This window comes from Streptomyces sp. NPDC058052, from assembly GCF_042885515.1.
GTDB lineage: Bacteria > Actinomycetota > Actinomycetes > Streptomycetales > Streptomycetaceae > Streptomyces.
The window spans coordinates 354239-378534 of sequence record NZ_JBHVRX010000003.1; the positions used below are offsets into that span (position 1 = coordinate 354239).

Below are 24296 nucleotides of genomic sequence, written 5' to 3' on the forward strand. Positions count from 1 at the left end.
GATCGGTGGAGTATGCCGACGTCAGTTGTTCGACTGGTCCTGTTCCTTTTCCGCGGGAGGCGCCGGGGGCGGTCCCGTGGCCGGTTCCGGCTGCGGGGTGACCAGGCCGATGATCCGCCGGCCACCGACACCGATCGCGATCAGCCCCAGGCCGTCGAAGAGCAGCGCCAGCGAGAAGAAGACCCCGAGAACGTACCGGCTGCTGTCCGGCCAGTCGAAGAGCACCAGCAGGCCGAGCAGCACCCCGAAGGCGCCCTGGAGCAGCGTCCAGCCGAACTGCGGGCCGCGCACCACCACGCTGCCGACCAGCCGGAAGACCCCGCCGGTGAGGAAGAGCAGGGCGGCGAACATCGTCAGCGCCTCGGCGGAGCCCTCCGGGTGACGGAGGACCACGCAGCCGGCCGCGAGGTTCACCGCCGCCACCACCGCCGCCAGCCAGAAGTAGCTGGTGCCCCTCGACGAGTACGCCTGGAGGAGACCCACCAGGCCACCGATCAGGAGCAGCCAGCCGAAGAGCCACATGGACGTGAGGGTGGCGAGCCCGGTGTAGACCAGGCCCACGACGCCGCAGATCACGAGGATCACGCCGAGCGCGGCGAGCCAGCCGAAGCTCCGGCCGAGCTTCTTCCCCTCACGGGCCATCTCCTGCACGGGATCGAGGCCGTCGTCCCGGGACTCCTTGGCCATCGTGCCTGCCTCCTCACGGCTGCCTGACGACCCCTTCCTGATCGTACGTTCGGCACCGGTGGATAGCATCCGGCCCATGGAGACCGTGGAGCCCCGCCTCGTCGACACCGTCACGGACGGGGTCGCGACCCTCGTCATCACCAACCCGGCCAAGCGCAACGCCATGACGGCCGGGATGTGGCGGTCGCTGCCCGGCGTGCTCGACCGCCTCGCCGCCGACCCCGCCGTCCGGGTCCTGGTGCTGACCGGCGCGGGCGACACCTTCTGCGCCGGCGCCGACATCTCGACGCTGCGCGAACCCGGCGACGAGCAGCAGGCACTGGCGGTCCGCGCCGAGGAGGCGCTCGCCGCCTTCCCCAAGCCGACCCTCGCCGCCGTCCGCGGCTACTGCGTCGGCGGCGGCAGCCAGCTGGCCGGCGCCTGCGACCTGCGGTTCGCCGCGGAGGGCACCCTCTTCGGGATCACCCCGGCGAAACTGGGCATCGTCTACCCGTCCTCCTCCACCCGGCGGCTCACCGCCCTGGTGGGCCCGGCGACCGCCAAATACCTGCTCTTCTCCGGCGAGCTGATCGACACCGAACGGGCCCTGCGGACCGGCTTCGTGGACGAGGTGCACCCGGCGGAGGGACTGGCGAAGCGGGTCGAGGAGTTCTGCCGGATCCTCGCCTCGCGGTCGCTGCTCACCCAGGCCGCGGCCAAGGAGTTTTCCGACGGGCGCCTCGACCGGGACGCGCACTGGACGGCGCAGGCGCACGGCAGCGGCGACACCGCGGAGGGTGTCGCCGCCTTCCTGGAGCGCCGGGCGCCCCGCTTCACCTACGGGCTCTGAGGGTCAGCCCTGGGGCAGCTCCTCGGTCGCCACACCGCGCCACCGCTCCACCAGGTGGGCGGGGGCCTTGAGCGGGGAGCCGGCGTCGTACGGGGGCTGGGGGTCGTACTCGGTGAGCAGCTGGACCGTCATGGCGGCCTCGTCGCCGGCGATCCGGCCGAGCAGATGCAGGCCCATGTCGATGCCGGAGGAGACGCCGGCGGCGGTCACGTACTTGCCGTCGAAGACGACCCGCTCGCCGGTGGGCTCGACGCCCAGCTCGCGCAGTTCGTCGAAGGCCAGCCAGTGGGTGGTCGCGCGGCGGCCGGAGAGGAGCCCGGCGGCGGCGAGCAGGAGCGAGCCGGTGCAGACCGAGGTGGTCCAGGTGCTGGTGGCGTCGGCGGTGCGGAGCCACTCCTGGATCTCCGGGTCGTGCGCGGCCTTCCGGGTCTCGGGGCCGCCGGGGACGAGGACGATGTCCGGGCGGGGGACGTCGGCGAGGGACTTGTCGGCGGAGAGCGCGAGGCTGCCCTGGTCGTTGCGGACCGGGCCCGCCTCCTTGGCGACGAAGACGGTCTCCGCCCCGGGGAGCCGGGAGAGGATCTCGTACGGGCCGACGGCGTCGAGCGAGGTGAAGCCCTCGAAGAGCAGGATGGCGATCTGCATGGCTGGCGTGCCTTTCAGCTGACGGGTCCGGTGACGGGTGAGTGGAATCGGCGGCGGTAGTCGACCGGGGCGGTGCGGAGCGCCTTCGTGAAGGCGCGGCGCATCGCCTCGGGCGTGCCGTAGCCGGCGGCGCGGGAGACCTCCTCGACGCCGTGGCTGGTCTCCTCCAGGAGCCTGCGGGCGTGTTCGAGGCGGATCCGTTCGACGTAGCGGCCCGGGGTGACCCCGGTCTCGGCGCGGAAGGCGCGGGCGAAGTGCCGGGGCGAGAGCCGCGCCCGGGCGGCGAGCCGCTCGACCGAGAGGTCGCCGTCCGGGTGCTCGGCGATCCATGCCTGGACGTCGCGCAGCGGTTCGCGGCGCGCGGTCTGGGCGGCGAGCTGGGCGCTGAACTGCGCCTGGTTGCCGGGTCTGCGGAGGAAGACCACGAGCATCCGGGCGATGGCGAGGGCCGCCTCCCGGCCCAGGTCCTCCTCGACGAGCGCGAGGGCCAGGTCGATGCCGGCGGTGACGCCCGCAGAGGTGGCGATCCGGCCGTCCCGGACGAAGATCGGCTCCGGGTCGACGTCGACCGCCGGGTGGCGGCGGGCGAGGTGCTCGCAGGCGATCCAGTGGGTGGTGGCCCGGTGCCCGTCGAGGAGACCCGCCTCGGCGAGCCGCAGCGCCCCGGTGCAGACCGAGACCAGCCGCTCGGCGCGCGGACCGTGGACGCGCAGCCAGTCGACGAGGGCCGGATCGGTGCCCCGGGTGCCCTCGCCGCCGGGGACGACGAGGGTGTGCGGCGGTCCGCCGGCGACGGCCTCCTCCAGCCCGGTGTCGGGGAGGATCCGCAGGCCGCTGCTGGTGCGGACCGGTCCGCCGTCCAGGGAGGCGGTACGGATCGGGTACGGGTCCTCCTCGGCACCCGAGGCCCAGGCGGCGGCGTGGAACACCTCGACGGGGCCGGTGACGTCGAGGCTCTGCACGCCGTCGAAGAGGACGACGAGGACGGGGCGCGGGGTCATGGCTCCATCCTTCGCGTCCGCCGGGGATGGCGGCAAGGACGACGACCCCACCTTTTCTGCCATGGGGGCGGGGCGGCGGGCGGGGGTGCTCCGCCCTCTCCCGCCCCGGGGGCCTCCCCGTCCGTTCCGCCGTCCGGCGCGGGAGAGGGGCAGGGGGGCGTTCCCTCCGTACCAAGCAGTCGGTTAGGTTCTGGTGTCATGACGACTTCGCTGCCGCCGCGGGCCGGGCGCCGCTGCCACAACGCCCTGAACCCGCTCCACTCGACGCTGTACTTCTCCCCCGACCTGGACCGGGAGTTCGGCGCGCTCGGCTTCACCGACCCGGCCGCCATGCGGCTCGCCGCCCGCAGCGCCCCGCTCGGCGCCGTCGGCGCCGGCACGGTCGCCGCGACCTTCTACAACTACCGCCACGAGCTGCTCTCCCGGCACCTGCCGGCCGCCTGGGACACCGCCTCCCCCGCCGCCGTCCTCGACGCCCGGCTGCGGACCGCCGACGCCACCCTGCGCCGGCTGCTCGGAGAGGAGGCCGTCGCCTCCCCCGAGATGGCCGAGGCCGCCGGTCTCGCCCTGAAGGCCGCCGAGGCGTGTACCCGGCACGCCCGCCCGCTCTACTCCGCCAACGCCGACCTGCCGGTCCCCGAGGAGCCGCACCTCGCCTACTGGCACGCGGCGACCCTGCTGCGCGAGCACCGCGGCGACGGCCACCTGGCGGCCCTGCTCTCCTCCGGGCTCGACCCCGTCGAGGCGCTCGCCTCGCACACCGCCACCGGCAAGGGCATGGCGCCGCGCTGGGTCCTCGGCACCCGCGGCTGGGGCCGCGCCGACTGGGAGGCCGCCCGGGACCGGCTGCGCGGGCGCGGGCTGCTCGACGCGGACGGCGAGCTGACGGAGGCCGGGGTCCGGCTGCGGGAGGAGCTGGAGGAGACCACCGACCGCCTGGACGCCGCCCCGTACGAGCACCTGGGCGCGGCCGGCGTGGAGCGGCTCACCGAGCTGGGCCGCGGCTTCCTGATCGCCGCCGCGGGCTCGGGCGCCTTCCCCGCGGACCTCGTCGGCAAGGGCTGAGCCGGCCGGGCGCCCCGCGGCCCGCGGCGCGCGGGGACGGGTCGGTTGCCGCGTACGGGTGACCGACCCGGCAGAATGCTTGTCGCAAGCAGCAGGCACGAGAAGGCGAGTCGGGACACCGTGACCACGTCCATCGAAGCAAGGATCGCCGAGGAGCTCGGCGTACGCGAGCGACAGGTGAGGGCGGCGGTCGAGCTGCTCGACGGCGGCTCCACCGTGCCGTTCATCGCGCGCTACCGCAAGGAAGCGACCGAGACGCTCGACGACGCGCAGCTGCGCACCCTGGAGGAGCGGCTGCGCTACCTGCGCGAGCTGGAGGACCGGCGGACCGCCGTCCTCGACTCCGTGCGCGAGCAGGGCAAGCTCACCGAGGAGCTGGAGGCGCGGATCCTCGCCGCCGACACCAAGGCGCGCCTGGAGGACATCTACCTGCCGTTCAAGCCGAAGCGGCGCACCAAGGCGCAGATCGCCCGCGAGGCCGGGCTCGCGCCGCTGGCCGAGGGGCTGCTGGCCGACCCGTCGGTGGAGCCGGCCGCCGCCGCGGCCGCCTTCGTCGACGCGGACAAGGGCGTGGCGGACGCCCCGGCGGCCCTGGAGGGCGCGCGGGCGATCCTCACCGAGAGGTTCTCCGAGGACGCCGACCTCATCGGCGAGCTGCGCGAGCGCATGTGGGTGCGGGGCCGGCTCGCGGCGAAGGTCCGCGAGGGCAAGGAGCAGGACGGCGCGAAGTTCGCCGACTACTTCGATTTCGCCGAGCCGTTCACCGAGCTGCCCTCGCACCGGATCCTCGCGATGCTGCGCGGCGAGAAGGAGGACGTGCTCAGCCTGGACCTGGAGCCGGAGGAGGCCACGGACGGGCCCTCGTCGTACGAGCCGATCGTGGCCGGCCGCTTCGGCATCGCCGACCGGGGGCGCCCGGGCGACAAGTGGCTCCAGGACACGGTCCGCTGGGCCTGGCGCACCCGGATCCTGGTGCACCTCGGGATCGACCTGCGGCTGCGGCTGCGGACGGCCGCCGAGGACGAGGCGGTCCGGGTCTTCGCGGCGAACCTGCGGGACCTGCTCCTCGCCGCCCCGGCGGGCACCCGGGCGACGCTGGGCCTCGACCCCGGTTTCCGTACCGGGGTGAAGGTGGCGGTGGTCGACGGGACCGGCAAGGTCGTCGCCACCGACACGATCCATCCGCACGTCCCGGCCAACAGGTGGGACGAGTCGCTGGCGAAGCTGGCGCGGCTCGCGAAGGAGCACGCGGTCGAGCTGGTCGCGATCGGCAACGGCACGGCGTCCCGCGAGACCGACAAGCTCGCCGCCGAACTGCTGGCGAAGCACCCCGAGCTGGGCCTGACGAAGGTGATGGTCTCGGAGGCGGGCGCCTCGGTGTACTCGGCCTCCGCCTTCGCCTCGCAGGAACTCCCTGGCCTGGACGTGTCGTTGCGCGGCGCGGTGTCGATCGCCCGCCGCCTCCAGGACCCGCTGGCCGAGCTGGTGAAGATCGACCCGAAGTCGATCGGCGTGGGCCAGTACCAGCACGACCTCGCCGAGACGAAGCTGTCGCGCTCGCTCGACGCGGTGGTCGAGGACTGTGTGAACGGTGTCGGCGTGGACGTCAACACCGCCTCCGCGCCGCTGCTTTCGCGGGTCTCCGGGATCAGCGCCGGCCTCGCCGAGAACATCGTGGCGCACCGCGACACCAACGGCCCCTTCCGCTCCCGCAAGGGGCTGAAGGACGTGGCCCGGCTCGGCCCGAAGGCGTACGAGCAGTGCGCGGGCTTCCTGCGCATCCGAGGCGGCGACGACCCGCTGGACGCCTCCTCGGTGCACCCGGAGGCGTACCCGGTGGTGCGGCGGATGGCGAAGACCACGGGCGGCGAGGTCGCCGCGCTGATCGGCGACACCGGCACGCTGCGGTCGCTGCGGCCGGCCGACTTCGTCGACGACTCCTTCGGCCTGCCGACCGTCACCGACATCCTGCGGGAGCTGGAGAAGCCGGGCCGCGACCCGCGCCCGGCCTTCAGGACGGCCACCTTCAAGGAGGGCGTCGAGAAGATCGGCGACCTGGTGTCGGGGATGGTCCTGGAGGGCGTGGTGACGAACGTGGCCGCGTTCGGCGCGTTCGTGGACGTCGGTGTGCACCAGGACGGCCTGGTGCACGTCTCGGCCATGTCGAGGACCTTCGTGAAGGACCCCCGGGACGTGGTGAAGCCGGGTGACGTGGTGAAGGTGAAGGTGCTCGACATCGACATCCCGCGGAAGCGGATCTCGCTGACGCTGCGGCTCGACGACGAGGCGGCCGCGGACGGCGCCGACGGCGCGAACGCCCCCGGCGGGCAGCGGCGCGAGCGGGGCGGCCGGCCGCCTCAGCAGCGCCAGGGCGGCCAGGCCGGCCAGGGCCGCGACCGCGGTCAGGGCCGTGGCCAGGGACAGGGCCAGGGTCGCGCCCAGGGGCAGGGCCGGGGCCAGAACCAGGGCCAGGGGCAGGGCCGGGGCCAGGCCGCCGCGCCCGCGAACAGCGCGATGGCGGACGCCCTCCGGAAGGCGGGTCTGCTCGGCGAGGGCGGCGGCAAGCGCCGCTGACCCCGTGACGGACGCCCCCGGTGCCGCTCTCCGCGGCGCCGGGGGCGTCGTGCGTGGTCCGCCCGGTCAGTCCCGCGCGCCGGCGGGCTCCGGGAAGGCGGCCCCGGCCAGGGCCCGGGCCGCGGCGGCGACGTGCTCCTCGTCCGCGCCGGGCGCCAGGCCGAGGACGACGCCCTGCCCGAGGCCGACGAGGAGCGCCCGGAGGGCGAGGGCGAGCTGCCGCGCCCGCTCCTTCGTGACGGTGCCGTCCCGGTGCCGCCTGCCGGTGAGCAGGGCGGCGAGGTGCGCGTCCTGTTCCCGGACGGCGACGGCGAGCCGCTCCCCGAGGGCGGCGTCGCGCAGCGCCATGTCGAGCAGGGTGATCTGGAGGACGACGGCGGCCCGCGCCTCGGGGGCGTCCCAGCCGCGGCGGTGGTGGCGGGCGAGGGCGTCCACGGCGCCGAGGAGGTCGGCGCCGTCCGGCACCGCCCGTCCGAGCTCCTCGTAGTACGGCCCGAGCCGGTCGGCGACGAGGGCGATCACGAGGCCGCTCTTGCTGCCGAACAGCGAGTAGACGGCGCCGGTGGTCAGCCCGGCCCGCTCGGCGATCTCGTCCAGCCGGGCCCGGTGGCCGTCCCTGGCGACGAGCTCGCCCGCCGCGTCCAGCAGGGCGCGGCGGTTGCGCTCCTTGGACTCCGCTCTCGTCATTCTCGTCATCCCGTTATTCTAGTAACCGGATTACGGATTCGGCGCGCACCACCCACACGCAATCACCGACACGCACCACCGACCGAGGGGAGACGGCGATGGAGAAGGCACGGGGCGTCATGGCGGCGGGGATCGTCGCGGACGGGATCGTGAAGGTGCTGCTCGGCGGCGCCTTCCTCGCCGGAGCGGCCCCGGCGGGCCGGCTGCTCGGCGTGCCCGGCCCGCTGTGCGCCGCCGCCGGCGCCGCCCTGCTCCTCGGCGGCGCCGTCGAGCTCGCCCTGCTGCGCCGCCGGCCGCTCCGGAGGCACCTGCCGCTGATGGCGGCCTACGACGGCGGGTGGGCGCTCGCCGCGGCGGCGGGTGCCCTGGTGGCGTGGCGCGGCGGCGGGTCCGGCGGCGAGCTGTGGGTCGGCTACCAGGCGGTGGCTCCGCTCGCGTTCGCCGCGCTGCTCGCGGCCGGCCCCGCCGCCGCGGGGGTCACGGCAGGAAGCGCAGCGCCCAGTCGGCCCGGTTCGCGATCGTGAGGTCGTCGTCCCCGGCGAGCGGCCGCAGGACGCGCTCGGCGGTCTTCGGGTCGGCCTGGACGAGGTCGACGATCTCCGTGGCGAGGCCGTCCTGGTCGTCGCCGAGGTCGGCGGCCGAGGCCCGGACGAGCACCGGGAGGGTGTCCGGGCCGCCGACGGCGGCGAGGACGCCGCCGAGGAGTTCGCGGGCGTAGCCGTTGCGTTCGGCGACGGCCCGGTCCAGTTCGGACTCCAGGCGCGGCAGCAGCGCCCGGTCGCCGCCGGCCGCGATCTCGTCGGCGAGGTCGATCGTGGCGTCGACGTCCGCGTCGAGGTCGTCCAGCATCGCGAGGAGCCGGGTCACGCTGTCGTCGGTCATGGTGCCTCCGTAAATGCGCCGTCCACGAGGACCGGCACGGTCGTGGAGCCGTCGATCTCGGCGGCCACGGCCACGTCCTCGGGATAGCCGTACTCGTACAGTTCACGGCCCGAGTCACAGCCGTGCAAGGCGGCGGCCGGGTCGTCCGTCGCCGCCCACAGCGTGGCCGCCGCGGTCGCCTCCGGGGTCAGGTGGAGCCCCGGCGCGAGGGCGCGCAGGGCGTCGAGGACCGCGCCGGCCCCCAGGTGGTCCTCCAGGGCGGGACGCAGCGAGCCGTCCGGCCACCGCTCGCCGGAGGCGATCACGGCGAGGGGCCGCTCGCCGGAGCCGTACCCGTGGCGGGCGAGCCAGTGGGCGACGGCGGTGCGGTTGCGCAGGGAGGCGGCGACGACGGTCGCCCCGCCCGCCCCGGCGGCGATGGTGGAGCCGTTCGGCGACGGCAGGACCAGCCGGGCCGGCGCGGGGGCGGTGCGCAGTGCCGCCGGGGAGAGCGACCAGGGGTGGTCCGGGGTGGCCTCCCGGCGCCCGACGGCGAGGGTGGCGTCCCGCTCGCGCGCGTACGGGGCGGCCGTGGCGTCCCTCCAGCGGTACGGGAGCACGGCCGTGCCGCGCTCCACGGCGACGCCGACGGCGGTGGTGAAGGAGAGCGCGTCGACGACGACCAGGCAGGCCGCGGCCGGGGCGAGGGCCCGTGCCTCGACGGGCCCCCAGCCGAAGGCGACGCCCATCAGAGTTCGGTGACCTTGCCGTCGGCGACCTCGACGCGCCGGTCGACGCGGACCGCGTCGAGCATCCGGCGGTCGTGGGTGACCAGGAGCAGCGTGCCCTCGTAGGAGTCGAGGGCGGACTCCAGCTGCTCGATGGCGGGCAGGTCGAGGTGGTTGGTCGGCTCGTCGAGGACGAGGAGGTTGACGCCCCGGCCCTGGAGGAGGGCGAGGGCGGCGCGGGTCCGCTCCCCCGGGGAGAGGGTGGTGGCGGGGCGCAGCACGTGCTCGGCCTTGAGGCCGAACTTGGCGAGCAGGGTGCGCACGTCGGCCGGCTCGGTGTCGGGGACGGCGGCGCAGAAGGCGTCGAGGAGGGTCTCGGTGCCGTGGAAGAGCTTGCGGGCCTGGTCGACCTCGCCGACGACGACGCCGGAGCCGAGGACGGCGTGGCCGGAGTCGAGCGGGAGGCGGCCGAGGAGGGCGGCGAGCAGGGTGGACTTGCCGGCGCCGTTGGCCCCGGTGACGGCGACCCGGTCGGCCCAGTCGATCTGGAGCGAGACCGGCCCGAAGGAGAAGTCGCCCCGGCGGACCTCGGCGTCCCTGAGGGTGGCGACGACGGAGCCGGAGCGGGGCGCGGCGGCGATCTCCATCCGCAGCTCCCACTCCTTGCGGGGCTCGTCGACGACGTCGAGGCGTTCGATCATGCGCTGGGTCTGGCGGGCCTTGGCGGCCTGCTTCTCGCTGGACTCGCCGCGCAGCTTGCGGCCGATCTTGTCGTTGTCGCCCGCCTTGCGGCGGGCGTTGCGGACGCCCTTGTCCATCCAGTTGCGCTGCATGAGCGCCCGGCTCTCCAGGGCGGACTTCTTGTCGGCGTACTCCTCGTACTCCTCGCGGGCGTGCCGGCGGGCGGTGGCCCGCTCCTCCAGGTAGGCGTCGTAGCCGCCGCCGTAGAGGGTGATCTGCTGCTGGGCGAGGTCGAGTTCGAGGACCTTGGTGACGGTGCGGGTGAGGAACTCGCGGTCGTGGCTGACGACGACCGTGCCGGCCCGCAGGCTCTTCACGAAGGCTTCCAGCCGCTCCAGGCCGTCCAGGTCGAGGTCGTTGGTCGGCTCGTCGAGGAGGAAGACGTCGTAGCGGGAGAGGAGGAGGGAGGCGAGGCCGGCGCGGGCGGCCTGGCCGCCGGAGAGGCCGGTCATCGCCTGGTCGAGGCCGACGGTGAGGCCGAGGGAGGCGGCGACCTCCTCGGCGCGCTCGTCGAGGTCGGCGCCGCCGAGGTCGAGCCAGCGCTCCAGGGTGGTCGCGTAGGCGTCGTCGGCGCCGGGGGTGCCGTCGACCAGGCCCTGGGTGGCCTCGTCCATCGCGGCCTGGGCGGCGGCGACGCCGGTGCGGCGGGCCAGGAACTCCCGGACGGTCTCGCCCGCGCGCCGCTCGGGCTCCTGCGGCAGGTGGCCGACGTTCGCGGTCGGCGGGGAGAGCCGGACCTCGCCCTCCTCGGGGGCGTCGAGCCCGGCGAGCAGCCGCAGCAGGCTGGACTTGCCGGCGCCGTTGACGCCGACGAGGCCGATGACGTCGCCGGGGGCGACGACGAGGTCGAGCCCGGCGAAGAGGGTGCGTTCGCCGTGGCCGGCGGCGAGGTCCTTGGCGACGAGAGTGGCAGTCATCAGACCACGCATCCTACGTGGGCGCCGGGGGTCGTCCGGGTACGGTCCGGGCATGGACAGCGACGTGATCGTGGTGGGCGGCGGGGTCGTCGGGCTGACGACGGCGGTGACGCTGGCGGAGCGGGGCCTGCGGGTACGGGTCTGGTCCCGGGACGCGGCGGAGGAGACGACCTCGGCGGTGGCCGGCGCCCTGTGGTGGCCGTACCGGATCGAGCCGGCGGAGGAGGCCGGGGCCTGGGCGCTGGAGTCGCTGCGGGTGTACGGGGAGCTGGCCGGGGCGCCGGAGGCGACCGGGGTGCGGTGGGTGGCGGGCGTCCACGCCGACACGGTCCTCGACGGCCTCGGCGCCTGGGCGGCCCGGGTGGAGGGGCTGCGGCAGCTGGCCGCGGGCGAGGTCCCGGGGCCGTACGCCACCGGGCTCGCGGCCCGCCTTCCACTGATCGACATGCCGGTCCACCTGGCCTGGCTGCGGACGCGTCTGGAGGCGGCGGGCGGGGTGGTCGAGCGGCGGACGGCACGGGGGTGGGCGGAGCCGGCCTCGGCGGCGCCCGTGGTAGTGAACTGCACGGGTCTGGCCGCGCGGGAGCTGGCGCGGGACGACGGACTGCGGCCGGTGCGGGGGCAGTTGGTGCTGGTGGAGAACCCGGGGATCGCGGAGTGGTTCACGGCGGCGGACGCGGGGGCCGCGGAGACCACGTACTTCTTCCCGCAGCCGGGGCGGCTCGTCCTCGGCGGGACCGCGGAGGAGGGGGCGGAGGGCCTGGCGCCCGATCCGGCGACGGCGGCGCGGATCGTGGAGCGGTGCGCCCGGATCCGGCCGGAGATCGCCGGGGCCCGGGTGCTGGGCCACCGGGTGGGGCTGCGCCCGTCCCGCTCCGGCGGGGTGCGCATCGAGGCGGAGCGGCTGCCGGACGGCACCCGCCTGGTGCACCACTACGGCCACGGGGGCGCCGGGGTCACGGTGGCGTGGGGCTGCGCGCTGCGGGCGGCGGAGCTGGTGACGGGCTGAACGGCCGAAGGCCCCCGCCCTGAGGGGACGGGGGCCTTCGGCCCGGGGGCGGGAGGTCCCGCCGCCGGTCACTTCCAGATGGGCGGCGCGACGATCTCGTCGGCGCGCTCGCACTGCTTGGCGCGGGTGTCCAGGGCCGCGGCGCGGGCGTAGGCCCGGCGGGACTCCTCGCGGGCGCCGAGGCGCTTGAGCTGCGCTCCCCGGTCGCGCTCGTCCTGGGCCTGGCTCCTCAACTGCTTGACGTTGCAGGTGCGGTGCGGTGCCGCCTCGGCCGTCGGGGCGGCGGCCGCCTGTCCGAGCAGCAGGCCCCCGGCCAGCAGCGTCGTGGTGAACAGGGCGGGCAGGATGCGGCGCGCGCGCGTCGCGTGGTGCATGTGCTTCTCCAAGTCGGGTCCGTGCGGGACCGGATGAGGCATGGTCAGTACCGATCGGTAACTTTACCTGGAGCGAAAGGACCGATCGGACACGACCCGCCGAATCCACCCGATCGTCAACACGCCTCCACAGGACGCCCACTGACGAGGTGGTAGGTCGCCCGGCCGTCGAGGAGCAGCGGGACGAGCGGTCGCTGGGACTGGCGCAGCGGGACGAAGGCGCCGCCGTCGGGGTGACGGATCGCCTTCACCCCGTGCAGGGCGAGTTCGTCGCCCGCCTCGGCGAACTGCGCGGCGTCGAGGCGGTAGCCGCAGGGCGGGTCGGCGAGGATCTCGGCGGGCTCGGGCGGGTCGTTGTCGGCGCCGCCGAGGTAGACCGGGCCCCGGTCGGCCAGCCCGGCGAGACGGGCGGCGGCGGAGGCGGCGGCGAGCGGGCCGCGGCGCTCGGACACGTACCCGAAGACGTCCTCCAGGGCCGTGAGGTGGGTGGCGACCCTGCGCCGCTGGTTGAGCGCCGGGTCGCGCTCCTCCGCCTCGCCGAGCGGGTCCTCCCGGGTCTCGGCGAGGAGCGCGGCCATGTGCTTGATCCCGGCCGTGTTGCGCAGGATGCGCTCCTGGCCGTCGCCGGCGACCTGCCGCACCGGACGTCCGGTGAGGGGGTCGGTCCAGATGCCGTAGACGCCGTGGGTGTACCCGGCGCGGCCGGCGCCGGGGCGGACGTACTCCTCGGAGAGGGTCCGGGACTCGGCGTGGACGCGGGCGTCGGTGTCGAGGCTGCGCGGCCAGAGGGCGAGCAGGTCCTTGTCGTAGTAGCCGGGGGTGGCGCCGTACTCGTGGAGGTCGTGGACGAGGTCGGGCCGCCGGTCGCGCAGGACGGCGGCGAGGGCGCGGGCCTCGGCGGTGCGCAGGGCGAGGTGGTCGCGGTTGACGTCCACGCCGGCGGCGTTGCCCCGGGTGTCGGCCTCGCGCCCGTCGGGGTTGGCGTTGGGCACGACGAGGAGGGTGGTGCGGGCGAGGAGGCGCAGGGCGGCGGGGTCGCGGGTGTGGGCGAGGTCGCGGACGGTGGTGAGGCACGCCTCCCGGCCCGCGGGTTCGTCGCCGTGCTGGCCGCAGACGAGCAGGACGGTGGTGGCGCCGCGCGCGGGGCCCAGGGCGGCGAGCCGCAGCGGCCTGCCCTGCTCGGTGGTGCCGATGGCGGTGACCGTGACCCGGTCGCTGCCCCGGTCGACGGCGGCGAGGAAGTCCCGCTCCTCCGCGTCCGTGGTCCAGCGGGCGCCGCCGCTCGTCTCGAACCCGGTCCGGGGCGGGGCCGGCGGCCCGGTCGGGCCGGCCGCCTTCGCCGGGAGGGCGACGAGGGGCAGTCCGAGCACGGCGGTCCCGGCGGCGAGGGCCAGGACGCGGCGTGCGGCACGGAATCGCATCGGCATGGGCGGGAACGTACTCGCCGCGCCGGGCGGGGCGGAAGACCGTGTGCGGGAAACGGGTGAACCGGCGGTTCATGTCGGCCGAATGGCGATCATGTGACGGGACGCGCCCTTTACGTGACGCTGCGTCGCGTGGTTCATAGAGTCCGAAGCGTACGAACTAAGGACCGACGCCCACCCACGCGTCTTACGTCTCTTACGTTGCCGACGATTTGGAGAACACCCGTGCACCGCAGATTCATCGTTCCGAGCGCCCTCGCGGCCTCGCTGCTGCTGGCGATCCCGGCATCGGCGGCCGACTACGTCCCGGGCGCGCCGGGCATCGGCGACTCCTACTACCCCGCCAGCGGCAACGGCGGCTACGACGTCTCCCACTACGACCTGCGCCTGAAGTACCAGCCGTCGACCGACCTCCTGGAGGGCACGGCGACGATCCTGGCGACGACCACGCAGAACCTCTCCCGGTTCAACCTGGACCTCGGCCTGAAGGCGAGCGAGGTGCGGGTCGACGGCCGGCTCGCGAAGTTCACCGCGACCGGGGCGCACGAGCTGGAGATCGTCCCGGCCGTGCCGCTGCCGAAGAACAAGCAGGTCACGGTGGTGGTCCGGTACGCCGGCAAGCCGTCCGAGTTCAAGGTCGACGGCTGGTCGGCCTGGCACCGCACCCCGGACGGCGGCGTCGCCGCGCAGGAGCCGGACTCGGCCGCCTGGTGGTTCCCGTCCAACGACCACCCGCGCGACAAGGCCACCTTCGACGTGTCCGTCTCGGTGCCGGACGGCACCCAGGCGATCAGCAACGGCGTGCTCCAGTCGCAGTCCTCCCGGCTCGGCTGGACCCGCTTCAACTGGCGTTCCAACAAGCCGCAGGCGACCTATCTGGCCACGCTCGCGGTCGGGAAGTTCGACATCACGACGGACCGGACGGCGAACGGACTGCCCGTCCTCAACGCGTACAGCAAGGACCTCGGCGACAACGCGGGCGCGGCCCGCGCCTCGATCGAGCGGACCGCCGAGGTCGCGGAGTGGCTGGAGGGGGTCTTCGGCCCGTACCCCTTCAACGCGCTCGGCGGCTACGTGCCGAACGTGACCAGCGGCTACGCGCTGGAGACGCAGACCCGGCCGTTCTACAGCCCTCGCCAGTTCGCCAACGGCGCGAACGTGTCGGTGGTCGTGCACGAGCTGGCCCACCAGTGGTACGGCGACAGCGTCTCGGTGCGCGACTGGAAGGACATCTGGATCAACGAGGGCTTCGCCCGCTACAGCCAGTGGCTGTGGTCGGAGAAGGAGGGCGAGGGCACGGCCCAGGAGCTGGCGGACTACGTGTACGCCACGCGCACGGCCGAGGACCCGTTCTGGACGGTGAAGCCGGGCGACCCGGGTCCGGACGACCAGTTCCACATCGCCGTCTACGACCGGGGCGCGCTGGCGCTCCAGGCGCTGCGGAACGAGATCGGCGACGAGGACTTCTTCGCGATCCTCAAGGGCTGGCCGCAGCGGTTCGCGCACGGCAACGCGCGGGTCGCGGACTTCGTCCGGTACGCGGAGCAGGTCTCCGGCAAGCCGCTGGCGGCGCTCTTCGACACCTGGCTGTACGAGCCGTCCAAGCCGGCCGCCGGCCCCTCGCCGGCCGCGGCCCCCGCGGCGCGGGCGGCGGGCACGGACGCCGCCCCGGCGAAGACCGTCCGGTCGAAGCCCGTCCCGCCGAAGTCGTGGAAGAAGATCGCCGCGACGAACACGGTCCACGACCACGAGGACCACTGAGCCACCGCCCCGGGAGGCCGTCCGTCAGCGCCCCGCGCGACGGGCGGCCTCCCGGGCGCGCCGGGCGAGCGGCAGATAGCGCAGCCGCTCGGGCAGGACCGGGACGACGGCCCGCACGATCCGGGCGAGGCGGCGCAGCCGGCGCTCCTGCTCCGGCGTCCACTCCAGGCCGATGGCCGCGCGGGCGTCCGGCGGCATCAGGCCCACGGTGAGGAAGGCGCGGATCCGCTGGAAGGGGCGGCGGAGCAGCGGCCAGAGCGGGCGGAGCGCGAGCCGGAGCGGGAGCGGGCCCCGGTCGGGGGCGGGCACGGGGGCGTCCGGGTCGAGGAGCTCGCGGACGACGGCGGTGGCCTCCAGCTCCTCCGCGAGGACCTTGCGGTAGTAGGGCCAGAACTCCTCGACGGTCTGGGGCATGTCCCGGTCGTGGATGCCGAGGATCCGGCCGACCTGGAGCCACTCGGCGTACAGCCTGCGGTCCTGGGCCTCGGTGAGGGGGCGGTGGAGCAGGGCGAGGCCGTGCCGGTAGACGGGGTAGCCGGTGGCGTGGACCCAGGCGTAGTAGGCCGGGGTGAGGGCGTGGTAGCGGCGCCCGTGCGCGTCGGTGCCCTGGATGTCGCGGTGCAGCCTGCGCAGCCGGCGCCCCTCGGCGGCGGCCGCGTCGCCCCCGTACACCCAGAGCTGGACGGAGCGCAGCGAGCGCTCGCCGCGTCCCCAGGGGTCGGTGCGGAAGACGGAGTGGTCGTCGACGCCCGCGCCGATCGCGGGGTGGGCGACCTGCATGGTGAGGGCGGCCGGGAGCATGAGGAGCGCGCGGACGTCACCGGCGACGCTCCACAGCACGCCGCCGACGGGCGGCGGCACGGGGTCGGCCGACGGCCGGGCGGCGCCCGCGCCGGCTCCGGTCCCCGCTCCGGTCCCGGCTCCGCCGTCGGCGCCGGTCCCGGCTCCGGGTCCGGTGCGTGCTCCGCCGCCGGTGCGTGCTCCGGTGCCGGAGGGGCCCGCCGGGCCCGTCGTGGCCTCGCCGCTGGTGCTCATACGGGGTCCCCCTGCCTCTCGCCTCGGTGGCCGCCCCTCCAGGGTGCACCCTCCGCTCCTGACGACGACGCCGGGGCCGTCTCCCAGGGCTCTCGCCCCGGGAACGGCCCCGGCGTGGTGATGTGCGTGCGGTCGCGGTCAGGCGCGGTCGGCGCCGACCGGCTCGCCGACGATGCGGCCGGCGAGGGCGTGGGCCCAGGCGTCGACGTCGGCGTTGAGCTCGCGCTCGGCGGCGTCGCGCTCGGCGGCGATCTTCGCGGTGCCGGCGGTGAGGATGGCGTCGCGCTCGGCCTGGCCCTCGGCGCGGGCGGCGGCGATGGCGGCGGAGCCCTCCTCGACGGCCTTGGAGCGGATCCGGGCGGCCTCGTGGCGGGCCTCGGCCAGCTCGGCCTCGTACTGGGCGCGGATGTCGGCGGCCTCGGCGCGCAGGTCGTCGGCGCGGCCGGTGGCGCCCTCGGTCGCGTCCTCGCGCAGCTCGATCGTCCGCTTGATCTTCGGGAGGATGACCTTCGCAAGGAAGAAGAAGGTCAGGAAGAACACGGCGAAGCCGAGGATGAGCTCAGCCCAGACGGGGTTGAGCGGACCGAGGTCCATGTCGAAGATCTTGGCGTTGGAGGCGAGGGTCGTCATGGCGCGCATTCTACCTGGTCCCGGAAGCGGCGAATCGTACACCCGGGCGATCGTTGGCGCGCTCGTACGACGCGGGCAAGATTCCCGGCACCTGAAGGCTACCGGAAGGTAACTACGACTGGTTGTATGGCCCGCGCCGAGTCCAACCCCCCACCACTCGTCGGGAGTTCACGTGTCCCTCAGCGCGTTCCGCCGCATCCCCGGTGTCGCCGTGCCGCTGGCGCTCGCCGCCGCCTGCCTGGCGGCGACCGCCCCCGCCGCCTCCGCCGCCCCGGCGGCCGAGACGCCCCGCCTGAAGGTGCTCACCTACAACGCCTTCCTCTTCAGCAAGACCCTCTACCCGAACTGGGGACAGGACCACCGGGCCCGGGCGATCCCCGCGGCCCCGTTCTTCCAGGGCCAGGACGTCGTGGTGATCCAGGAGGCGTTCGACAACTCCTCCTCGGACGCGCTCCGGGCGAACGCCGCCACGTCCTACCCCCACCAGACGCCCGTCGTGGGCCGCTCCAAGAGCGGCTGGGACGCCACCGGCGGCGCCTACTCGGCCACCACTCCCGAGGACGGCGGCGTGACGATCCTCAGCAAGTGGCCGATCGTCCGCAAGGAGCAGTACGTCTACAAGGACGCCTGCGGCGCCGACTGGTTCTCGAACAAGGGCTTCGCCTACGCGGTCCTCGACGTGAACGGCACCCGCGTGCACGTCGTCGGCACCCACGCCCAGTCCACCGACCCGGGCTGCTCGGCGGGCGAGGCGGCGCAGATGCGCAGCCGCCAGTTCAAGGCGATGGACGCCTTCCTCGACGCCAAGAACATCCCGGCGGGCGAGCAGGTGATCGTCGCGGGCGACATGAACGTCGACTCCCACACCCCCGAGTACGCCTCGATGCTCGCCGACGCGGGGCTGGCCGGCACGGACGCCCGCACCGGCCACCCCTACTCCTTCGACACCGAGCTGAACTCGATCGCGGCGGACCGCTACCCGGACGACCCGCGCGAGGACCTGGACTACGTCCTCCACCGGGCCGGCCACGCCCGCCCGGCGAACTGGACCAACCACGTCGTCCTGGAGTCGACCGCGCCGTGGACGGTCTCCAGCTGGGGCACGTCGTACACGTACACCAACCTCTCCGACCACTACCCGGTGACCGGCTTCTGAGCCGGCCTCCCGGGCCCGCGGGTCAGTAGCCGGGGCCGCCGAAGGCGGAGTACGCCCAGGCGGCCACGGCGATGCCGACCAGCACCAGCACCAGCCAGGAGCCGGCGCTCGTGTGCCGGCCCCCGCCCCTCCGCTCCCCGGCTCGGCGCGCCCCGGCCTCCCGGGCCTTCTCCGGCCGCCGCCGGGGCGCGGCGGGCCGCCCGGCGCGCGAGGGTCCGGCGTCCGGCTCCGCCGCCGCGGCGACCTCGGCGAGCATCCGCCGGCAGACGGTGGCCAGCTCGGAGACCGGCGCCGTCAGGTCCACCACGACCTCGGTACGGGCCGGGGCCGTGGTCCCCCCGTCGAGCAGCCGGCCGGCCCGCAGCAGCGCCCGGTCCTTGCCGCCCGTCGGCGCGAGGCTGATCCACCGTTCCACGTGCTCGTTCCGGATCACCACGCCACCGCCCCGCTCCCGGTACACCGTGTGCTCCCGCCACAGGACTCCGGCCAATTCCGAAGCGGTCTCCCTGAGTTGCGCGTACATCCCACTCCCCTGTTCCCGCCCGCCGACGCGGACCGGCCGCCGACTCTAAACCCCCTGGGGGCGGCCCGCCGCCCCCGCCCCCGCTCCCGGCCCCTTACGCGCCGAAGTCGTACACGGTGACCGCTACGCCCCGTGCCGACAGCCGCTCCCGGACCAGCGGCTCCACCCGGTCCCAGGTGCCGCCCGCGAGACCGCAGCCGATCCGGGGCATGTGGACCGAGGCCCCCAGCTCGACCGCCCGGTCCGCCAGCAGGCCGAGGGCGGTGCCGATCGCCTCGTACCGCACGGGGACACCGCTGCTCCGGCCGGTGCGGATCCCTCGCTGGCCCACCAGGTTCGCCACCCAGAGGCAGGGCGAGACCTGGACGAACTGGGCCGCGCCGAGCCCGAAGTCGTTCGTCGCCCGCTCCCGGTGCCAGCGGCGGTACGCCGCCTCGGGCTCCGGCCAGCGCCGGGAGACGGCGAGGACGAAGCCCTTGCCCCAGCCGCCCAGGTCGTTGCAGACATGGGCGACGATCCGGACGCCCTTCCCCTGGGGCGCGGTGGCGTCGCCGCGCACGTATGCGATCTCCGTCATGCGCTCACCGTAGGGGGTGGGTCCGACAGCGGGGTTGGAGGTTCCGACCAGGGGGCGGGGGCGGGGTGGTGGGGTCGGCGGGTTGTGCCGGGGCCGGCGGCGGCCTTGGATCGCGGGAGTCATGATCGCGCGGGGTTCGAGGAAGTGAGGGCAGCATGCTCGACGGCGTCACGCCCTGGCCCGAGGAGTTCGTCGACCGGTACTGGGCGGCCGGGTACTGGCGCGGCAACACCCTGGACAACCTGCTGCGGGGGTGGGCGCTGGAGCACGGGCCGCGGACCGCGCTCGTGGGGGGCGGGCAGCGGCTGACGTACGCGCGGCTGAACCGGTGGGTGGACCGGACGGCCGCCGGGTTCCGGCTGCGCGGGATCGCCCCCCGGCAGCGGGTCGTCGTGCGGCTGCCGGACGTCCCCGAGTTCGTGGCCGTGCTCTTCGCGCTGATGCGGGCCGAGGCGGTGCCGGTGGTCTGCCCGGTCGCCCACCCGAGCGAGGACGTGGAGCGGCTGGTCCGGCTGACCGAGGCCGCCGGGTACGTGGGGCTGTCCTCGTACGGCGGGGAGGACCGGCGCGCGGCCGCCGAGGGGATCGCGGCGCGGAGCCCGTTCCTGCGGCGGGTGTTCACCCTGGACGAGCCGGGCGGCGCCTCGCCGTACGGCGGGCTGGCGGCGGACTCGGCGGGGTGCCTGTACTTCCCGCTGGGCGCGGTCGACGCGCCGCCCGGGCCCGCGCTCGCGCGGAGCTCCGCCGACGTGGCCCTCCTGCTGCTCTCCGGGCGGCCGGGGGAGCGGCTGCTCGTGCCGCGCACCCACGACGACTACGCCCACCAGGCGCGGGCGGCCGCGGCGGCGGTGTCGCTGGGCGAGGACGACGTGCTGCTCGCCGTCTCCCCCGCCGGGTCGCCGCTCTCGCTGGGCTGCCCCGGCGTCGTGGGCACCCTGGCGGTCGGCGGCACGGTCGTGCTGGGCGGGGGCGGGGAGGAGCGGGTGACGGTCGCGCCGGACCGCGCGGCCCCGGAGGGCGGCGGCGCGCGTCTCGTCCGGGCCGACGGGGCGGACTCGCGGCGGGTCGTCGCGCTCGCCGAGGGCGTGGTCCTCGTCGAGGGGCGGCCGCTGACGCCCGACGACGAGTTCCGGGTCGTCGGCGCGGACGGCACGGACGCGCCCGAGGGCGAGCTGCTGGCCCGGGGGCCGTCCGTGCCGCGCGGCTACTACCGCGCACCGGACGCGGACGCCCGCGCCTTCACGCCGGACGGCTTCCTGCGGACCGGGCTGCGCGCCCGCCGGACGGAGGACGGCGGACTCCTCGTCAACCAGGGTTGACACCTTCCATCTGTCAACCTACATTGACAGCATGACCGATGCGACCGATCTCGCCGCACGGGCCGGCGACCGCGACCCACGGGTCGGACTGCGGGCCGTCTCCGCCCTCCGGCGGCTGTTGGAACAACTGGAGGCCGTCCAGGTGCGCAGCGCGCGCGACCAGGGCTGGTCCTGGCAGGAGATCGCGACCGAGCTGGGCGTCAGCCGGCAGGCCGTCCACAAGAAGTACGGGAGGCAGTGATGTTCGAACGCTTCACGAAGGCCGCGCGGGCCGTGGTGAAGGGCGCCGCCGAGCACGCGGAGCGCGACGGCGCCGGGACCGTCACCCCGGAGCACCTCCTGCTGGCCCTGCTCGACCGCGAGGACACCCGCGCGGCGGGCGCGCTCGGCCGGCTCTGCCCGCCGGACCGCCGCCCGTCCCTGCTCGCCGCCCTCTCCGACGCCCGCCGCCGGGCCGGGCTCTCCCGGGCGGACACGGAGGCCCTGGCGGACCTCGGCATCGACGTCGGCGCGATCGTCGACCGCGTCGAGGAGACCCACGGGGCCGGGGCCCTCTCCGGCGGCCGCGGGGCCTCCGGCCGCCGCACCTTCTCCCGTGAGGCGAAGACCGTCCTGGAGAAGTCGCTCCGGGTGGCGCTGGCCCGCAAGGACCGCGAGATCGGCGACGAGCACCTGCTCCTCGCCCTCACCACCACCGGCGGGGTCGTCGCCGAGGCCCTGGCCGACCACGGCGTGACCTACGCGGCGGTCGACGCGGCGCTCGCCGCCCCCGCCCCGCGCTGAGGGCGCACGCTCCAGGGTCTTTTACAGCGCTGGTGAGACAGCAATACTGTTCCACCATGGAGGACGCGAGCGACGAGGGACTGCTGCCCGGCTACACCGTCGACGAGCTGGCCGCGCGGGCCGGGGTCACGGTGCGGACCGTGCGGTTCTACGGAACGCGGGGGCTGCTGGCGCCACCGGTGATCGGCCCCCGCCGGGTCGGGCGGTACGGCCCCGAGCACCTGGCGCGCCTCGCGCTCATCGAGGAGCTCCAGCGGCAGGGCATGACCCTCGCCGCGATCGAACGCTACCTGGAGCAGCTGCCGCCCGACCTGAGCGCGCAGGACCTCGCCGTGCACCGGGCCCTCGTGGCGTCCTGGGCGCCGGAGTCCGCCGAGACGATCACCCGGCGGGAGCTGGAGCGGCGCGCCGGACGGGAGCTGACCGACCGGGACGTCGAACGACTCGCCGCCATCGGGGTGCTGGAGGCGACCGGCGACACCGAGGTGTTCCGGCTCGACGGCACCCTGCTGCGGCTGGGCGTCGAACTCCTGGACGTGCCCATCGAGCACGAGACCATCCTCGCCTCCCGGACCGTGCTGCTCGCCCACGCCCGTTCCGCCGCACAGGAGTTGGCCCGCCTGTTCCAGGAGGAGGTGTGGAACCCGTACCGGGAGAGCGGGGAGGACCCGGACCACCTGACCGCGATGAGGTCGCTCTCGGCGCACATGCAGCCGATGGTGGTCCAGGCCCTCGTCACCGCCTTTCAGCGGTCGCTGAGCGCGGAGTTGCGCTCCGCGTTCAGGAGTCCGTGAACGTCTCGCCGCGCTCGGCCTTCTCCACCAGGAGGGCCGGCGGGGCGAAGCGCTCGCCGTACGTCTCCGCCAGCTCGCGGGCGCGGGCGACGAAGCCGGCGACGCCGCCCTCGTAGCCGTTGACGTACTGGAGGATGCCGCCGGTCCAGGCCGGGAAGCCGATGCCCATGATGGAGCCGATGTTGGCGTCGGCGACCGAGGTCAGGACGCCTTCCTCCAGGAGGCGGACGGTGTCCAGGGCCTCGGAGAACAGCATCCGCTCCTGCATGTCGCGGAAGGGGATCTCGTACCCGGGCCGGGTGAAGTGCTCGCGCAGGCCCGGCCAGAGCTTGCCGCGCCTGCCCGACTCGTCGTAGTCGTAGAAGCCGGCGCCGCCGCTGCGGCCGGGGCGGCCGAACTCGTCGACCATGCGGTCGATGACGACCTCGCCCGGGTGGGTGACCCAGGTGCCGCCCTCGTCCTCGATCGCCTTCTTCGTCTCGTTGCGGATCTTGCGCGGCAGGGTGAGGGTCAGCTCGTCCATGAGGGAGAGGACCTTCGCCGGGTAGCCGGCCTGGGCGGCGGCCTGCTCGACGGAGGCGGGCTCGATGCCCTCGCCGACCATCGCCACGCCCTCGTTGATGAAGTGGCCGATGACGCGGGAGGTGAAGAAGCCGCGCGAGTCGTTGACGACGATCGGCGTCTTGTTGATCTGGCGGACCAGGTCGAAGGCGCGGGCCAGCGCCTCGTCGCCGGTGCGCTCGCCCTTGATGATCTCGACCAGCGGCATCTTGTCGACCGGCGAGAAGAAGTGCAGGCCGATGAAGTCGGTCTGGCGCTCGACGCCCTCGGCGAGGACGGTGATCGGCAGGGTCGAGGTGTTGGAGCAGAGCAGCGCGTCGGCGTCGACGACGTGCTGGATCTCCTGGAAGACCTTGTGCTTGAGCGCGGTGTCCTCGAAGACGGCCTCGATGACCGCGTCGCAGCCGGCGAGGGCCTGCGGGTCGGCGGTGGGGGTGATCCGGGCGAGGAGGGCGTCGGCCTTCTCCTGGGTCGTACGGCCCCGGGAGACGGCCTTGGCGCAGAGCTTCTCGGAGTACGCCTTGCCCTTGGCGGCGGCCTCGTCGGTGACGTCCTTGAGGACGACCTCGATGCCGGCGCGGGCGCAGGAGTAGGCGATGCCCGCGCCCATCATGCCGGCGCCGAGCACGGCGACCTTGCGGACCTGGCGCTTCTCGACGCCCTTGGGACGGCTGGCGCCGGAGTTGACGGCCTGGAGGTCGAAGAAGAACGCCTGGATCATGTTCTTCGCGGTCTGGCCGGTGACCAGCTCGGTGAAGTACCGGGACTCGATGACCTGCGCGGTCTCGAAGTCGACCTGGGAGCCCTCGACGGCGGCGGCCATGATGTTGCGCGGGGCCGGGTAGGGGGCGCCGTTGAGCGTCTTGCGCAGGTTGGCGGGGAAGGCCGGCAGGTTCGCGGCGAACTTCGGGTTCGACGGGGTGCCGCCGGGGATCCGGTACCCGGGCACGTCCCAGGGCTGGGACGACTCGGGGTGGGTGTCGATGAAGGCGATGGCCTTGGCCATCATCTCCTCCGGGGTGGCGGCCAGTTCGTGGACGAGGCCGCTGTCCAGGGCGCGCTTGGGGGTGTACTGGGTGCCCTGGAGGAGGACCTTCAGGAGGGCGTCGGTGATGCCCATGAGGCGCACGGTGCGGGTGACGCCGCCACCGCCGGGCAGCAGGCCGAGGGTGACCTCGGGCAGGCCGATCTTGGAGCCGGGCGCGTCGAGCGCGATCCGGTGGTGCGAGGCGAGCGCGATCTCGTAACCACCGCCCAGGGCCGCGCCGTTGAGGGCGGCGACGACCGGCTTGCCGAGGGTCTCGATGCGGCGCAGGGCGCGCTTCATCTCCATCGCGGCGTCGAAGATGTCCTGGGCGTGCTCGGGGCCCGCCTGGATCATGTCCTTGAGGTCGCCGCCCGCGAAGAAGGTCTTCTTCGCGGAGGTGTAGATGATGCCCCGGACGGAGTCCTTCTCGGCCTCCAGGCGGTCGGCGACGGCCGTGATCGACGCGCGGAACGCCCCGTTCATGGTGTTGGCGGACTGGTTCGGGTCGTCGAGGACGAGGGTGACGATCCCCGTGTCGTCCTGCTCCCAGCGGATGGTGGTGCTCTCGCTCATGACTGATGCTTCTCC

At 74.7% G+C, this 24296-nt stretch carries 25 protein-coding genes; 11 read left to right on the plus strand and 14 right to left on the minus strand.

The window, feature by feature from the left end:
• Nucleotides 1–21: 21 nt before the first annotated feature.
• Nucleotides 22–687: an HdeD family acid-resistance protein gene (locus tag ACFVU3_RS06270; protein WP_390064130.1), complete on the minus strand. Its 666-nt coding sequence runs from the start codon at nt 685–687 to the stop codon at nt 22–24.
• A gap of 76 nt (nt 688–763) precedes the next feature.
• Between ACFVU3_RS06270 and ACFVU3_RS06275 the strand changes: the two genes are divergently transcribed.
• Complete coding sequence (locus ACFVU3_RS06275) at nt 764–1516, plus strand: enoyl-CoA hydratase/isomerase family protein (protein ID WP_390064131.1); 753 nt, start codon at nt 764–766, stop codon at nt 1514–1516.
• 3 nt (nt 1517–1519) lie between these two features.
• On the opposite strand, the gene ACFVU3_RS06280 is transcribed toward ACFVU3_RS06275, so the two are convergent.
• Nucleotides 1520–2161 carry a DJ-1/PfpI family protein gene (locus ACFVU3_RS06280; protein ID WP_390064133.1) on the minus strand — a complete coding sequence of 214 codons (642 nt, stop codon included), beginning with the start codon at nt 2159–2161 and terminating at the stop codon, nt 1520–1522.
• 14 nt (nt 2162–2175) lie between these two features.
• Nucleotides 2176–3162, minus strand: coding sequence for a GlxA family transcriptional regulator (locus ACFVU3_RS06285; protein ID WP_390064135.1), 987 nt, complete (start codon nt 3160–3162; stop codon nt 2176–2178).
• A 198-nt stretch (nt 3163–3360) separates the two neighbouring features.
• On the opposite strand from ACFVU3_RS06285, the gene ACFVU3_RS06290 reads away from it, so the two are divergent.
• Together ACFVU3_RS06290 and ACFVU3_RS06295 are read left to right on the plus strand one after the other, a co-directional pair.
• On the plus strand, nt 3361–4227 hold the full coding sequence (locus ACFVU3_RS06290; protein ID WP_390064137.1) for a hypothetical protein: 867 nt from the start codon (nt 3361–3363) through the stop codon (nt 4225–4227).
• Between the two features lie 120 nt (nt 4228–4347).
• Nucleotides 4348–6801, plus strand: a complete 2454-nt coding sequence (locus ACFVU3_RS06295) for a Tex family protein (RefSeq protein ID WP_390064139.1) — start codon at nt 4348–4350, stop codon at nt 6799–6801.
• Nucleotides 6802–6867: 66 nt separating this feature from the next.
• On the opposite strand, the gene ACFVU3_RS06300 is transcribed toward ACFVU3_RS06295, so the two are convergent.
• Nucleotides 6868–7488 carry a TetR/AcrR family transcriptional regulator gene (locus ACFVU3_RS06300; RefSeq protein WP_390064316.1) on the minus strand — a complete coding sequence of 207 codons (621 nt, stop codon included), beginning with the start codon at nt 7486–7488 and terminating at the stop codon, nt 6868–6870.
• Nucleotides 7489–7586: 98 nt separating this feature from the next.
• Between ACFVU3_RS06300 and ACFVU3_RS06305 the strand changes: the two genes are divergently transcribed.
• The gene (locus ACFVU3_RS06305) at nt 7587–8012 is read left to right on the plus strand and encodes a hypothetical protein (RefSeq protein ID WP_390064141.1); all 426 of its coding nucleotides are present in this window, start codon (nt 7587–7589) and stop codon (nt 8010–8012) included.
• On the opposite strand, the gene ACFVU3_RS06310 is transcribed toward ACFVU3_RS06305, so the two are convergent.
• Genes ACFVU3_RS06310 through ACFVU3_RS06320 form a run of 3 tightly spaced genes read right to left on the minus strand, consistent with a single transcriptional unit; the run spans nt 7966 to nt 10735 of the window.
• The gene (locus ACFVU3_RS06310) at nt 7966–8370 is read right to left on the minus strand and encodes a hypothetical protein (RefSeq protein WP_390064142.1); all 405 of its coding nucleotides are present in this window, start codon (nt 8368–8370) and stop codon (nt 7966–7968) included. The genes ACFVU3_RS06305 and ACFVU3_RS06310 overlap by 47 nt on opposite strands.
• Complete coding sequence (locus ACFVU3_RS06315) at nt 8367–9098, minus strand: 2-phosphosulfolactate phosphatase (protein ID WP_390064144.1); 732 nt, start codon at nt 9096–9098, stop codon at nt 8367–8369. The genes ACFVU3_RS06310 and ACFVU3_RS06315 overlap by 4 nt, the downstream gene beginning before the upstream one ends.
• Nucleotides 9098–10735: an ABC-F family ATP-binding cassette domain-containing protein gene (locus ACFVU3_RS06320; RefSeq protein ID WP_390064146.1), complete on the minus strand. Its 1638-nt coding sequence runs from the start codon at nt 10733–10735 to the stop codon at nt 9098–9100. Before ACFVU3_RS06320 ends, ACFVU3_RS06315 begins: the two co-directional genes overlap by 1 nt.
• A gap of 52 nt (nt 10736–10787) precedes the next feature.
• Between ACFVU3_RS06320 and ACFVU3_RS06325 the strand changes: the two genes are divergently transcribed.
• Nucleotides 10788–11744 (plus strand): NAD(P)/FAD-dependent oxidoreductase, encoded by a 957-nt coding sequence (locus tag ACFVU3_RS06325; RefSeq protein WP_390064148.1) that lies wholly within the window; start codon nt 10788–10790, stop codon nt 11742–11744.
• A 68-nt stretch (nt 11745–11812) separates the two neighbouring features.
• Here the strand turns inward: ACFVU3_RS06325 and ACFVU3_RS06330 are convergent, their stop codons facing one another.
• Both ACFVU3_RS06330 and ACFVU3_RS06335 read right to left on the minus strand, forming a co-directional pair.
• Entirely contained in the window at nt 11813–12118 is a 306-nt protein-coding gene (locus ACFVU3_RS06330) for a hypothetical protein (protein ID WP_390064150.1), read from the minus strand.
• A 116-nt stretch (nt 12119–12234) separates the two neighbouring features.
• A complete protein-coding gene (locus ACFVU3_RS06335; protein WP_390064152.1) occupies nt 12235–13545 on the minus strand; it encodes a M14 family zinc carboxypeptidase in 1311 nt (436 codons plus the stop codon).
• A 222-nt stretch (nt 13546–13767) separates the two neighbouring features.
• Here ACFVU3_RS06335 and ACFVU3_RS06340 point away from each other — a divergent pair, with 222 nt between their 5' ends.
• Nucleotides 13768–15303, plus strand: coding sequence for a M1 family metallopeptidase (locus ACFVU3_RS06340; protein ID WP_390064153.1), 1536 nt, complete (start codon nt 13768–13770; stop codon nt 15301–15303).
• Between the two features lie 24 nt (nt 15304–15327).
• Here ACFVU3_RS06340 and ACFVU3_RS06345 read toward each other — a convergent pair whose 3' ends face one another.
• The gene (locus ACFVU3_RS06345; RefSeq protein WP_390064155.1) at nt 15328–16338 is read right to left on the minus strand and encodes an oxygenase MpaB family protein; all 1011 of its coding nucleotides are present in this window, start codon (nt 16336–16338) and stop codon (nt 15328–15330) included.
• Between the two features lie 138 nt (nt 16339–16476).
• Nucleotides 16477–16968 carry a hypothetical protein gene (locus ACFVU3_RS06350; protein WP_390064156.1) on the minus strand — a complete coding sequence of 164 codons (492 nt, stop codon included), beginning with the start codon at nt 16966–16968 and terminating at the stop codon, nt 16477–16479.
• Nucleotides 16969–17140: 172 nt separating this feature from the next.
• On the opposite strand from ACFVU3_RS06350, the gene sph reads away from it, so the two are divergent.
• Nucleotides 17141–18124 (plus strand): sphingomyelin phosphodiesterase, encoded by a 984-nt coding sequence (gene sph, locus ACFVU3_RS06355; RefSeq protein ID WP_390064158.1) that lies wholly within the window; start codon nt 17141–17143, stop codon nt 18122–18124.
• Between the two features lie 22 nt (nt 18125–18146).
• Here the strand turns inward: sph and ACFVU3_RS06360 are convergent, their stop codons facing one another.
• Entirely contained in the window at nt 18147–18647 is a 501-nt protein-coding gene (locus tag ACFVU3_RS06360) for a hypothetical protein (protein WP_390064160.1), read from the minus strand.
• Nucleotides 18648–18741: 94 nt separating this feature from the next.
• Nucleotides 18742–19224 carry a macro domain-containing protein gene (locus ACFVU3_RS06365; RefSeq protein WP_390064162.1) on the minus strand — a complete coding sequence of 161 codons (483 nt, stop codon included), beginning with the start codon at nt 19222–19224 and terminating at the stop codon, nt 18742–18744.
• A 155-nt stretch (nt 19225–19379) separates the two neighbouring features.
• Here ACFVU3_RS06365 and ACFVU3_RS06370 point away from each other — a divergent pair, with 155 nt between their 5' ends.
• From ACFVU3_RS06370 to ACFVU3_RS06385, 4 genes are read left to right on the plus strand one after another with little or no spacing between them, the layout of a single operon-like run.
• Nucleotides 19380–20543 carry an AMP-binding protein gene (locus tag ACFVU3_RS06370; protein ID WP_390064163.1) on the plus strand — a complete coding sequence of 388 codons (1164 nt, stop codon included), beginning with the start codon at nt 19380–19382 and terminating at the stop codon, nt 20541–20543.
• A 31-nt stretch (nt 20544–20574) separates the two neighbouring features.
• Nucleotides 20575–20784, plus strand: coding sequence for a helix-turn-helix domain-containing protein (locus ACFVU3_RS06375; protein WP_383865982.1), 210 nt, complete (start codon nt 20575–20577; stop codon nt 20782–20784).
• Complete coding sequence (locus ACFVU3_RS06380; protein WP_390064165.1) at nt 20784–21326, plus strand: Clp protease N-terminal domain-containing protein; 543 nt, start codon at nt 20784–20786, stop codon at nt 21324–21326. The genes ACFVU3_RS06375 and ACFVU3_RS06380 overlap by 1 nt, the downstream gene beginning before the upstream one ends.
• 56 nt (nt 21327–21382) lie before the next feature.
• Nucleotides 21383–22120 carry a MerR family transcriptional regulator gene (locus ACFVU3_RS06385; RefSeq protein WP_390064167.1) on the plus strand — a complete coding sequence of 246 codons (738 nt, stop codon included), beginning with the start codon at nt 21383–21385 and terminating at the stop codon, nt 22118–22120.
• On the opposite strand, the gene ACFVU3_RS06390 is transcribed toward ACFVU3_RS06385, so the two are convergent.
• Nucleotides 22107–24281 carry a 3-hydroxyacyl-CoA dehydrogenase NAD-binding domain-containing protein gene (locus tag ACFVU3_RS06390; protein WP_390064169.1) on the minus strand — a complete coding sequence of 725 codons (2175 nt, stop codon included), beginning with the start codon at nt 24279–24281 and terminating at the stop codon, nt 22107–22109. The two genes, ACFVU3_RS06385 and ACFVU3_RS06390, sit on opposite strands and share 14 nt — an antisense overlap.
• Nucleotides 24282–24296: the final 15 nt, after the last annotated feature.